General features: G+C 72.1%; 8 protein-coding genes. 5 read left to right on the forward strand and 3 right to left on the reverse strand.

Going from position 1 to position 11,987, the window contains the following annotated elements:
* Nucleotides 1-80: 80 nt before the first annotated feature.
* The 4 genes from NAG42_RS12825 to NAG42_RS12840 all read left to right on the forward strand — a co-directional run bounded on the left by NAG42_RS12825 (nucleotide 81) and on the right by NAG42_RS12840 (nucleotide 3,857).
* Nucleotides 81-1,241 carry an alkaline phosphatase family protein gene (locus NAG42_RS12825; RefSeq protein ID WP_284045307.1) on the forward strand — a complete coding sequence of 387 codons (1,161 nt, stop codon included), beginning with the start codon at nucleotides 81-83 and terminating at the stop codon, nucleotides 1,239-1,241.
* Nucleotides 1,242-1,323: 82 nt separating this feature from the next.
* Nucleotides 1,324-2,619: a DNA polymerase IV gene (gene dinB, locus NAG42_RS12830; RefSeq protein WP_250030459.1), complete on the forward strand. Its 1,296-nt coding sequence runs from the start codon at nucleotides 1,324-1,326 to the stop codon at nucleotides 2,617-2,619.
* A 100-nt stretch (nucleotides 2,620-2,719) separates the two neighbouring features.
* Nucleotides 2,720-3,106 (forward strand): SCO2097 family morphological protein, encoded by a 387-nt coding sequence (locus tag NAG42_RS12835; RefSeq protein ID WP_250030460.1) that lies wholly within the window; start codon nucleotides 2,720-2,722, stop codon nucleotides 3,104-3,106.
* 289 nt (nucleotides 3,107-3,395) lie between these two features.
* A complete protein-coding gene (locus NAG42_RS12840) occupies nucleotides 3,396-3,857 on the forward strand; it encodes an STAS domain-containing protein (protein ID WP_250030461.1) in 462 nt (153 codons plus the stop codon).
* Between the two features lie 56 nt (nucleotides 3,858-3,913).
* On the opposite strand, the gene NAG42_RS12845 is transcribed toward NAG42_RS12840, so the two are convergent.
* Genes NAG42_RS12845 through NAG42_RS12855 form a run of 3 tightly spaced genes read right to left on the reverse strand, consistent with a single transcriptional unit; the run spans nucleotide 3,914 to nucleotide 8,699 of the window.
* Complete coding sequence (locus tag NAG42_RS12845; RefSeq protein WP_250030462.1) at nucleotides 3,914-6,352, reverse strand: transglutaminase TgpA family protein; 2,439 nt, start codon at nucleotides 6,350-6,352, stop codon at nucleotides 3,914-3,916.
* Nucleotides 6,349-7,647, reverse strand: coding sequence for a DUF58 domain-containing protein (locus tag NAG42_RS12850; RefSeq protein ID WP_250030463.1), 1,299 nt, complete (start codon nucleotides 7,645-7,647; stop codon nucleotides 6,349-6,351). The genes NAG42_RS12845 and NAG42_RS12850 overlap by 4 nt, the downstream gene beginning before the upstream one ends.
* 2 nt (nucleotides 7,648-7,649) lie before the next feature.
* Complete coding sequence (locus tag NAG42_RS12855) at nucleotides 7,650-8,699, reverse strand: AAA family ATPase (RefSeq protein WP_250030464.1); 1,050 nt, start codon at nucleotides 8,697-8,699, stop codon at nucleotides 7,650-7,652.
* A gap of 307 nt (nucleotides 8,700-9,006) precedes the next feature.
* Between NAG42_RS12855 and NAG42_RS12860 the strand changes: the two genes are divergently transcribed.
* On the forward strand, nucleotides 9,007-11,838 hold the full coding sequence (locus NAG42_RS12860; RefSeq protein WP_250030465.1) for a M36 family metallopeptidase: 2,832 nt from the start codon (nucleotides 9,007-9,009) through the stop codon (nucleotides 11,836-11,838).
* Nucleotides 11,839-11,987 lie beyond the last annotated feature (149 nt).

The raw sequence follows: 11,987 nt of genomic DNA on the forward strand, positions 1-11,987 counted from the left end.
GCCACGTCGGCCGCCGGGTTGTCCGCCGGGTTGTCCGCCACGTCGGCCGGCGTCGGGCCGGTGTCGTGACCGCCGCGCCGCTGGTCGTGCCGGCCGATCACCTGCCGGCGTCGGCGCTCGAGCCGGTACGGCCCGCGTACGGCTCCGGCAGCCTGGCCGAGGTGCTGCCCAGTGTGTCGGCGGTGCTCGGGGTGCCCGGTGCGCCCGACCCCCTCGGTCTGCGGGACGAACTGGACGGCATCACCCGGGTGGCCGTGCTCCTGGTCGACGGGCTCGGCGCGCACCAGATCCCGCTGGTGGCCTCGCACGCCCCGGTCATCGGTGACCTCGCCGCCCGCGGCCGCACCCTGACCGCCGGCTTCCCGTCGACCACGCCGGTCAGCCTGGTCACCCTGGGCACCGGCGTACCGCCGGGTGTGCACGGCATCCTCGGCTTCACCACGCGCCGGCCGGACGGGCGGGTGCTCAACCACATCCAGTGGAAGCGCGACCCCGACCCCGCACAGTGGCAGCCGGTGCCGACCCGCTTCGAGCTCGCCGCGGCGGCCGGCGTCGCCACCACGGTGGTGAGCCGGCCCGAGTTCGAGGGCAGCGGCCTCACCGTCTCCGCCTACCGCGGCTCGGCCTACCGCCCCGCCACCGGGGCACTGGCCGATCGGATGCTCGAAGAGCTCCGCGCCGCGACCGGCCCGGCACTGGTCTACGGCTACTTCGCCGATCTCGATCATCACGGCCACGGCTCCGGGATCGACTCCGGCCCGTGGCGGGAAGCCGCCCGCGACGCCGGGGCCCTGATCGACCGGCTCGTGCACGGCCTGCCGGCCCACTCCGCGCTGCTGGTCGTCGCCGATCACGGCCAGCTCAATGTTCCGTCTGACGCACGTTTCGACATGGCGGACATTCCCGCCCTGCAGGCCGGGGTGACGGGCGTGGCCGGGGAGCCGCGCGTCCGCTATCTCTACGCCGCTCCCGGCGCCCTGGACGACGTGGTCGCCGCCTGGCAGGGGGTCCTCGGCGACGCGGCCTGGGTGCTGACCCGCGACGAGGCGATCGACGGCGGCTGGTTCGGTCCGGTGCCGTCCGATCACCGCGACCGCATCGGCGACGTCGCGGTGATCTGTCAGGGCCGGGCCGTCGCCCTGGCCGGCGGCTGGGAGCCGCCGACGGTCGGCCGCCTGATCGCCTACCACGCCTCGGTAACCGCCGCCGAGATGGAGATCCCCCTGCTGATCGCCCGCTGATCGCCCGCTGACCGGGCGCCGCGACAGCCACGCTGAGCTGCGGTGATCCGTTGTTGTCGGGGGGTCGGGCTAACCTCCTGACGTGGGACGCAGCCAGGCCTTGCCGAGGGCACGTGATCCGCGCTTCGGCCCCGGCGCCGACGACGCGGGTTGCACGATCCTGCACGTCGACATGGACGCGTTCTTCGCCTCGGTCGCCGTGCGCTCCCAGCCCGAGTTGCGGGGCCGGCCGGTGATCGTGGGCGGGGTCGGCCCGCGCGGCGTGGTGAGCTCGGCCAGTTACGAGGCGCGCCGCTTCGGCGTCCGCAGCGCCATGCCGACCGCCCGGGCCCGCGCGCTCTGCCCGCGCGGTGTCTTCCTGCCCGTCGACGGCCCCGCCATCGGCGCGGCGTCCCGGGCCGTCATGGCGATCTTCCGGGACGTGACCCCCCTGGTCGAGCCGCTCTCCTCCGACGAGGCGTTCCTCGACGTGGCCGGCGCCCAGCGCCTGCTCGGCCGCCCCACCGAGATCGCCGCCCAGATCCGCCGGCGCATGCACGACGAGCAGCGGCTGACCTGTTCGGTCGGCGTCGCCCCGACCAAGTTCGTGGCCAAGCTCGGCTCCACCCGGGCCAAGCCCGACGGCGTGGTCGTCGTCCCCGGCGCCCTGGTCCTCGACTTCCTCCACCCGTTGCCGGTCGACGCGCTGTGGGGTGTCGGCGAGCGCGCCGCCGAGTCCCTGCGCCGCCTGGGCCTGACCACCGTCGGCGAGATCGCCCACGCGCCGGTCGGCATGCTGCGCGGCGCCCTGGGCGAGGCGGCCGCCGTCCACCTGCACGAGCTCTCCTGGGGGCGGGACCCGCGCCGGGTCAGCACCGAGCGCGAGGAGAAATCGATCGGCGCCGAGATGACCTTCGACACCGACATCGCCGATCCCGAGGTGATCCGCACGAGCCTGCTCGCCCTGGCCGACAAGGTCGGTGCCCGGCTGCGCGCGGCCGGCGTCGTGGGCCGCACGGTGGCGATCAAGGTCCGGCTGGCCGACTTCCGCACGGTCAACCGCTCCCGCACGGTGCACACGAGCACCGATGTGGCACGAGAGATATTCGAGATTTCCTGGGCCTTGTTCACCGCACTCGGTGCGCGCGAGCACTTTCGCCTCGTCGGCGTCCGCGTCGAGGGCCTCACCGCCACGGCCACCACGTCACGGCAGCTCAGCCTGGGTGAGCCCGAGCGCGGCTGGCGTGAGGCGGAGGCCGCGCGCGACGCCGTCATCGCCCGTTTCGGTCCCGGCGGCCTCGGTCCAGCCAGTCTTTTGGGACGAAGTGACCTTCGCCGAACCGAAAATCACCCGCACTCGACGGTCGTCCCGCTTTCCGACCCGCCAACCCCCTCGTAGACTTGCTCGGTAAGGCAGCCGACGGCTGTCCCGCGCCACTTACCTCAGTGACACCCCGACCCCGCCTGGGGGGTTGGATCTGCGCCCGGGGAGGAATGCCGTGCCGCTCTCGGAGCACGAGCAGCGGCTGTTCGATCAGATCGAGCGGTCGCTTGCCGAGGACCCTAAGTTCGCCTCGGCTGTGCGGGCCAGCGACCCGCGTTTTCACGCGCGACGCCGGATTCTGGTCGCCGCGTTCGTCATCGTCCTGGGTCTGGGCCTCGTCGTCTATGGCACGGTCAGCCGCACCACGCCGCTGGGCGTCGCGGGTTTCGTCGTCATGCTGGGCGCCGCCGCGTTCGCGATGCAGTCCCGCCGCAAGGGTTCGGCTCCCGACCTGCAGGCCGTGGGCGGCACCGCCACGCGCCGCACGCGCCAGACCCGCAAATCCGGCTTCCTCGATCGCCTCGAGGATCGCTGGCGCCAGCGCCCCGAGGGACACCGCTGACCGGCTGACAGGTCCGCGGCCGGCGGCCACGACAGGTCACCCGCTGACCGGCATACAGGTCAGCGGCGGGCGGCCACGACAGGCCACCCGCTGACCGGCATACAGGTCAGCGGCTGACGCGACCGCGCTCCCCAGGGCAGCCGGCGGCACTTGAACACGAGCTCTTCGATGGCGGCCATCGGCCGCCATCGGTTTTTCGTGTGCCAAATTCGCGCCGCGCATAGTCCTCACGGCCGACTCGGAGAAGTATGAGCAACGGAACCAGGCCAGCTCACCGACAGGGGGGAGCATGGACGTCACGGCAAGGCCTTCGCCCGAGGGTGCCGTCACCCTCGCTGCTTCCGACGGTCGTCACGCGCTGCTGTCCGCTCGCGGTGACTTCGACCGGGACAATCGCAACACTCTGATCGCCACCGTCGAGTCGGCTTTCGTCGACGGGCACACGGACGTCGCGCTGGACGTCGCGCGGGTCACCTTCATCGACGCGTCGGTCGTCAACGCGCTGGTCAACTGCGAGGAAGACGCCCGCGTCCAGGGCCGCACCCTGAGCCTGCTCAACTGCAACCCGCTGATCGAGCGGATCCTGGTCGCCACCGGCACCTTCACCGCCCTGTGCGGTCGCCGCCGTGGTGGTGAGGGGTCCCGGCGGCGCCCGGTCCGGTCGCCCGGCCGGTCGGAGGCCGTGATCGCCCGCGCCTACGAGGTCCTTGCCGTGTCGCGGCGCGTCGCCCACGACACCCGTAACTTCTGACCCCATAAAAAGCTGCCGCCCCCTCACCGGAGGGGGCGGCAGCGTCCGTCAGGGCATCAGCGGCTGCGGTGCGGCAGCAGCCGGCGCGGGCTGGCCTTGGCCAGCACCTCGCGGACCCGCCCGCCGACGCCGACCAGCCGCGCCGACGCGTCGGCCAGACCCAGCCGCCAGCGCATCAGCACCGAGGGCGGCATCAGGACCGCCCCGATCCGTGTCCGCCGGTTGGCCGACCGGGCCAGTCCCTTGCGCACCCGGCTCAGCGCCACCGTCAGCTCCCCGCCCTCCAGCGGCTTGCGGGCGTAACGGGCCCGCTCCTCCGCCGTGCCGAGCAGGGTCGCCGCCGTGGCCGGCTCCTCGAGCAGCATCGCGTCGTCGACCAGCCGCCGGGCCGTGACCCGTGGTGTCTCGCTCGGGTCGATCGGGATGCGGAAGTCGACCATCGTGTCCATCAGCTCGTCCCACGCCGCGTGCGCGTCGGCCCGGGCCTTCACCACCTCGGCCGTCACCACGATGTCGCCGGGGCCCTCGAGCGATCTGACCTTGGGCTGCTTGGGCGCCGTGACCGCGTGCCGGTGGCGGCGCACCAGCACCCGGCGCAGGGCCGGCACCAGCAGCAGAGCGAGCAGCAGGGCGGCCAGGCCGATGATGGTCAGGCTCGTGCCCGACATGCCCGCCGTCTCCGGTCCGGACGAACCGGCCGTGCTCGGGTCCCGGAAGTCGGGCCGGTCGGGCCGGTCCACGCCACCCGCGGCGGCCGACGGGTCGGCGCCCGGCACCGCGGCCGTCTCGGAGGCCGTGGTGGACGGTTCCGGCAGGTCGACGTCGGGCGCGTAGTCCGAGCGGGCCGCGCCGGCCACGTTCGCCGCCGGGGTGGCGTCGAACGGGACCCAGCCGAAGCCCTTGAGGTAGACCTCGGTCCAGGCGTGGGCGTTGCGGTTGCTGATGACGTACGTGTCGCCGTCCTTCTCGCCCCGGGTGAAGCCGAACGCCACCCGGGCCGGGATGCCCGCCTCCCGGGCCATCCAGGCCAGCGCCGCCGCGTACTGCTGGCAGTAACCGACCTTGGTCTGCAGGAACGCGGCGATCTCGGAGCTGTTGGCGATGGGCTGGGTCGACAACCGGTACGTGAAGCCGTTCTTGGTCGAGAAGAACTCGTAGAGCGCGCGGATCTTGTCGTACTGGGTGGTCTTGCCCGCGGTGAGCCGCTTGACCTCGGCGGTGACCGTGGGGTCATCGGGGTGCGCGGTGTTGCGCTTGAAGATCGGGTCGTCCGGGCTGAGCTGCTCGGCCTGGCGCAGCAGGGCCGGGGTATAACGGGCCCGCACGTAGTCGAAGGTGTAGTTCAGCTCCCGGGTCGACCGCCGGTTGGAGTAGACGACCTGCTGGTTGTCGTCGAAGAACCAGCCGTTCTGCAGTCCGTCGACGCCCACCGTGTTCTGGTAGACCGGCAGCATGCCCTGCGCCAGCTTGTCGGTGATCTCGATCTGCGCGCGGTGCTCGGTGAAGGTGCCGCCGGCGGTGCCGGTGCGCGGGTCGGGCAGCCCCTGCGCGATGTTCTCGCCGGTCGGCGTGGTGCTGCCGAAGCCGTTGGCGGTGAGCTGGTCGGCGACCCCGAAGCGCAGGTAGTAGGGGGTGGCCTCGTCGGTCTTGAGGCGGACCAGGTCGACCTCGTCGGTGCGGCTGAGCTGCCCGCTGAGCGAGGCGAACAGGTTGATCCGCCCGCCGGTGCCGTTGCCCGGGCCGACGCCGACGCCGGAGCCGGTCTGGGTGAGCCGGGACAACAGCCCGCCGCTGATCGTGGGCACCAGCAGCGGCAGCAGCACGGCCGCCACCACGCCGACGACGCCGAGGCGGCGCCCGGCCGCGGCCAGTGGCGACGGCTCCCACACGTCGACGTCGCGGCCGTCGCCGGTGAAGCGGCGCCCGAATCGTCGTACGCGATCGATGTTGTCGCTGACCAGGAGCCAGAGGAAACCGAAGGCGCCGATGATGAAGGGGAGGACCGGGACGCTGTCGACGTAGACCGCGACCGGCACCGAATAGATCGCCAGCATGGGCAGGCCGGCCAGGGCGGGCTTGCGCGCCACGACGGTCAGCAGGTCGACCGCGATCGCCACCGACCCGATGCCGAGCACCGTGACGAAGAGCAGACCGTCACGGTCGGGCACGGGCACGCCGTACGACCGGGTGTCCTGCCCGGCCTGGGTGAACAGGTCGGCGAAGTGGCCGAACGTCGACGGCGTCGGGATGAGGAACTCTTCGCCGCTGGGGAACAGCCAGGTCAGCGTCAGCAGCAGCACCACGATCATGCTGAGCGCCTGGGCCCACGCGGGGAACCGCAGTGTCCGGGCGCCGACCGCGGCGCCGGCGATCAGGCCCACGGTCAGCAGGCACTGCATCAGCCAGGTGTAACTGTCGAAGATTGACGAGATCGGCGCGGCCGCGAGGATGGTGGCCCCCGCCGCGACGAGCCCGAGACGGCGCCGGCCGCTCATCGGTTCACTCCACTCACTGTCTCGGCCATGGCCGCCCGCCACGCGAAGCCGCTGGAGCCCCGTGCGGCCGCCGGCCACAATGCGGGCAGCGTCGACCCGTGCACGACCGGCACCGAGCGCCAGCCGCTGTGCACCAGGGCCAGCGCGGCCGCGGAATGCTCGCGGTCGGCCTCCTGCCGCTCGCCCGGGCTCAGGTTGATCCAGGTCGAGCTGTCGATCGCGAAGCCGATGCAGGTCGCCCCGTTGCCGCGCAGACCGGCCAGCAGCTCGGCCTCGGGCACGGTCAGCGCGCCGAAGATGCCGATCACCAGGCCGCCGTCGGAGCGGCGGCGGACCTGCTCGACCAGCACCGAGAGGTCACCGTTCTGCGCGAGCTTCACATCGGCCAGGGTGTCGAGGATGATGCCCTCGCCGGTCGCCTCGGCCGCGTCGATGTCGATGCCCGAGCCGGTGACCAGCCGCAGCTTGTAGCCGGCCTGGCGCAGGTGCATGGCGATGCTCGCGGTGGCCGAGACGGCCCACTCGAAGCTGGCCGTCGGGCCCTCGCCGCGGTGGGCGTAGACCCGGGTGTCGAGCACCACGGTGGCCCGGCTCTCCCAGGGCTGCTCCTCGCGGCGCACCATCAGCTCGCCGGTGCGGGCCGTGGAGCGCCAGTGCACCCGGCGCAGGTCGTCGCCGCGCCGGTACTCGCGGGTGGCGGCGTCGTCCTCGCCGTGCGTGGCGACCGACCGGGCGCGGCTGTCGCCGGTGCCCGCGTACTCCCCGGCCAGCCGGACGGCCGGCAGGGTGACCACCTGCGGGATGACGGTGAGCCGGTCGACGCTCGGGAACGAGCGGGTCAGCTCGCACAGGCCGAACGGGTCGGTCAGCCGGATCACCAGCGGGCCGATCGGGTAGCGGCCCCGCACGTCGGCCCGCACCGTGTAGGCCACGCTGCTCGCCTGGTGGGCGCCGAGGCGCTCCAGCACCACTCGCGGCCGGCTGCCCAGTGCGTAGGGCAGCCGGTCTTCCAGCAGCAGCGTGCCGGTGGGCAGGCGGGACATGTTCTGCAGGCGCAGGATCACCCGCGCGCTCGAGCCGACCGCGGCCCGGCCCGGGTCGAGTGAGCGGGTGCAGGCCAGCTTGTAACGGCTGCGGCCCACATATGCCGCGGCCAGCAGCGGCAGGGCGGCCAGCAGGATCGCCACCCGCAGCAGGTCCCGCTCGCCGAGGATGATCGCCGAGATGCCGGCCGCGGCGGCCGCGGCCAGGAACGAACGGCCGCGCGTGGTCAGGCCGCGCAAGGCCTCCCGCATGGTCAGCGCCCCCGGGACTCGTACTGGTTGGTGGCCGGACCGCCGTTGCGGGTGTCGTACGGTGAGCGCCCGCGGTCGTGCGGCAGCGGCAGACGGTGCACGATCTCCGACACGATGGCGTCGGTCGTCCGCCGGTTGAGCTGCGCGTCGGCGGTCGGGATGATGCGGTGCGCGAGCACCGGCACGGCCAGCGCCTGCAGGTCGTCGGGCAGCACGTAGTCGCGGCCCTCGAGCGCGGCGACCGCCTTGGCCGTGCGGATCAGCTGCAGCGTCGACCGCGGGGACGCGCCGAGCCGGAGCTCCGGGGCCTCCCGGGTCGCGGTGACGAGCGCGATCGCATATTGCTGGACGGCCTCGGCGGCGTGCACGTCACGGGCGGTGGCGATCAGCCGGCGGACCGTGGCGGCGTCGGTGACCGAGCGCAGATCGTTCAACGGGTCGTGCGCGTCGTGCCCGTCGAGCATGGCCAGCTCGGCCCGCGGGTCGGGGTAGCCCATGGCGATCCGGGCGGTGAACCGGTCGCGCTGCGCCTCGGGAAGAGGGTAGGTGCCCTCCATCTCGATCGGGTTCTGCGTCGCGATCACCATGAACGGCGCCTGCAGCTCGTAGGTCGTGCCGTCGACGGTGACCTGCCGCTCCTCCATGCACTCCAGGAGGGCGGACTGGGTCTTGGGGGAGGCCCGGTTGATCTCGTCGCCGACCACCAGGTTGGCGAAGACCGCGCCCGGCTTGAACTCGAAGTCGCGCGTCTCCTGGTTGTAGACGCTGACCCCGGTCACGTCGCTGGGCAGCAGGTCGGGGGTGAACTGGATGCGGCGCACCGAGCAGTCGATGGACCGCGCCAGCGCCTTGGCCAGCTTGGTCTTGCCCACACCGGGCACGTCCTCGATGAGCAGGTGGCCCTCGGCCAGCAGAACCGCCAGCGCGAGCCGGACCGTTGCGCCCTTGCCCTCGATGACCTGTTCGATGTTGGCCATGATGGCGTGCGTCGCGGCGCGGAACTCCTCGCTCGGCAGCGGTCCTCCGGGCTCGTCCCAGGTCGGGGTTGTCACGGGCCTCCTCCAGGTTGGTATGCGCGCCCATCGTGGGCACCCGGGGCGAAAGGGCGGCGAAAGAGCCGGGCGCCCCACCCCATCACCACAGGTTAGCCCGATCACGGCAACTCGCCGAGGTCGGCCGCCGGGCTGATTCGACACCCGTCAACCGGACATGAGTATCAGATGGGTAAAGAATCAGACATCGCTCTAGTTATATTTGCCGATCAGCAACAAGAGTCACCCATCGACGGGCCTCACAAGTGTGGCCCGGTCGAGAGGGGCTGAATTGAATCCGTTATCCGTACCGTCCGCGACCCGGAGGGTGGGGGCGGCAGCCGCAGGTGTCTTCCTGCTCGCATCGCTGCTGCCGGCGCAGGCTCAGGCCGCGCCGCTACCCGGGGCCGTGACCGGGGCGACTGACAGCAAGTCGCAGCGGCGAGCCGATTACGACTCCCGCCAGAACCTGGCCGCCGCCGCGGCCGCCGCACCGACCGCCGCCCTGAGCCGCGCCGCCGTCCCGGCGCCGGCCGCCGCCGCGGTGAACACCCTGCGTGACTCCCTGGGGGTGCAGGGCATCGTCGACATCAACAACGCGACCGGCACCCCGCGCCGGGTGGCGAAGCTGGACGGCTTCCTCACCGGGCCCAGCAAGCAGAAGCCGACCAAGATCGCGCTGGACTACGTCAAGGCCCACCCCGAGGTCTTCGGCCTCGACGCGGCCGACCTGGCGAGCCTCGTGCTCCGCCAGGACTACGTCGACATCGAGGGCACCCACCACCTCAGCTGGGTGCAGGTGGCCGACGGCGTGCCGGTCTTCGGCAACGGCCTCAAGGCGCACGTGACCAAGGACGGCCGGCTCGTGCAGGTCGACGGCGCGCCGCTCAAGTCGCTGCCCGCGACCGCCGGCGCCGCGAAGCTCTCGGCCACGGCGGCCCGCGCCGCCGCCGTGAAGGACGTCTTCGGCACCTCCACCGCCAAGGTCACCAAGACCGAGGCCGCCAAGACGACCTTCAGCGACCAGGGCAACGCCAAGAAGGTCTGGTTCCAGACCGCCTCGGGCGTGCGCCTGGCCTGGCAGACGATCGCCGTCGACGAGGGTTACGTGCACGTGATCGACGCGGCCACCGGCGAGGTGCTCTACCGCAAGAGCACGATCGCCAACGACTCGGCCGACGTGTGGCGCAACTACCCGGGCGCCGCCAAGGGCGGCACCCAGCAGCCGGTCGACCTGACCGCCAAGGGCTGGCTGCCGAACAACGCGCGCCAGCTGTCAGGCAACGTCGCGCACGTCTGGTCGGACGTCAACGACAACGACCTGCCGGACGCCGCGGAAGAGGTCGGCCCGTCCGGCGTACGGCAGTGGGACTACCCGTTCGTCGACTTCAACGACGAGGTCGGTGGCCTCTGCTCCGACGCGTTCCCCTGCTCGTGGGACCCGGAGACGCCCAACTCGTGGCAGACCAACCGCAAGCAGAACGCGGTGCAGCTGTTCACGTTCCTGGGCACCTTCCACGACCACCTCAAGGCCGCGCCGCTCGGCTTCACCCGGGCCGCCGGCAACTTCGAGGCACGGGACGGCGACGCCGTGCAGGGCCAGGCCATGGACGGCGCGAACACCGCGGCCGGCCTGCCCGACCCGGCGCACGTCGACAACGCCAACATGAACACCCCGCCCGACGGCATCCCGCCGACCATGCAGATGTATCTGCTGACGCCGGGCCCCGAGTCGGTCGCCGCCAACACCGGTGACGAGGCCGACGTGGTGTTCCACGAGTACTCGCACGGCCTGTCGAACCGCCTGGTGGTCGACGCCGACGGCAACTCGACCCTGAGCGGCCAGCAGGGCGGCGCCATGGGTGAGGCCTGGGGCGACTTCCTGGGCTGGGACTACCTGGTCGCCAAGGGCCTGGAGAAGGACACCGCCAAGCCGGGCGAGGTGCTGGTCGGCAAGTACTGGACCGCGGGCGGCACGATCCGCTCCGAGGCCCTGGACTGCGCCGTCGGCGCGAGCGCCACGGCCTGCCCGGGAACGGCGGGCGCCGGCTCCGGTGGCTACACCTACGGCGACTACGGCAAGGTCTATGCCGGTGGCCCCGAGGTGCACGCCGACGGTGAGATCTGGGCGCAGACCCTGTGGGACCTGCGTCAGGCAGTCGGCAGCAAGACCGCGCAGTCGCTGGTGACGCGGAGCATGGAGCTCTCGCCCAACAACCCGTCCTTCCTGGACATGCGCAACTCGATCCTGGCCGCCGACCTGGTCGTCAACAAGGGCAAGAACGCCAAGGCGCTGTGGAAGGTCTTCGCCAAGCGGGGCATGGGCTACTTCGCCGCCTCGATCGACGGTGACGACGCGCAGCCGGTCGAGGACTTCTCGACGCCGCCGTCGGCCAACACGCCGCGGGGCACCCTCAAGGGCAAGGCCACCGACTCGGACACCGGTGCCGCGGTGGCCGGTCTGACCGTCGCCTTCGGTGGGCACGCCTCCGGTTTCGCCGGTGACTACCGGGCCACCACGGCCGCGGACGGCACCTACGCGATCTCGGGGATCATCCCGGGCACGTACGCCAAGGTCTTCGCCCGCGGTGCCGGCTACGACATCGTCGTGAAGACACTGTCGATCAACTCCGGCACCAAGACCGAGAACTGGTCGGTCCGCAAGGACTGGGCGGCCTCCTCGGGCGGCGCCGGGATCGTCAGCTTCACCGGGCCCGACTACTCCTCGTTCGGCTGTGGCCCGGCGCAGTTGATCGACCAGTCGCAGATCGCGGGCTGGGGCTCGGACGTCGCGCCGGAGGGTGTGAACGCCGTGATCCGGTTGTCCGGCGCGGTGGACGTGTCCGAGCTGGTCATCAACCCGTCGGCCACCTGTGGTGACGACGAGACCGCCTCGACCGGTGGCTACCGCGTCGAGACCTCGGTCGACGGCACGACCTGGGCGGTCGCCGGGAGCGGCACCTTCCCGGTCGGCACCGTCACGCCGACCCCGGTCGCGCTGGCCGCTGGCACGGGTGACGGCATCCAGTTCGTCCGCTACACGATGCTGACCACGCAGGGTCAGGACGCGGGCCTCTGCCCGGTCGGCCAGCCGCCGGCCGCCAGTGGCTGCGTGTTCCAGGACAGCACCGAGCTGGCGGTCTACGGACCGGCGGCGTAACGCACATATACCGGTCGCCGCTTCCGGGCGGCGACCGGTATCATGCAACACATGGCTCGGCGTTTCCTGCTTCTTAGCCGGCCGTGCTGCTCCCGCGTCTAGCGGACCAGCACGGCGACCCCTCCTGCGTGAGGGGTTTTTTTGTGCCC

It is taken from the genome of Paractinoplanes maris, from assembly GCF_023544465.1.
Classification (GTDB): domain Bacteria; phylum Actinomycetota; class Actinomycetes; order Mycobacteriales; family Micromonosporaceae; genus Actinoplanes; species Actinoplanes maris.

Bases quoted from the DNA above. Each gene is read 5' to 3' on its own strand.
- NAG42_RS12840 (WP_250030461.1), top strand. From the start codon at position 3,396: ATGGACGTCACGGCAAGGCCTTCGCCCGAGGGTGCCGTCACCCTCGCT.
- NAG42_RS12850 (WP_250030463.1), bottom strand. From the start codon at position 7,647: ATGCGGGAGGCCTTGCGCGGCCTGACCACGCGCGGCCGTTCGTTCCTG.
- NAG42_RS12845 (WP_250030462.1), bottom strand. From the start codon at position 6,352: ATGAGCGGCCGGCGCCGTCTCGGGCTCGTCGCGGCGGGGGCCACCATC.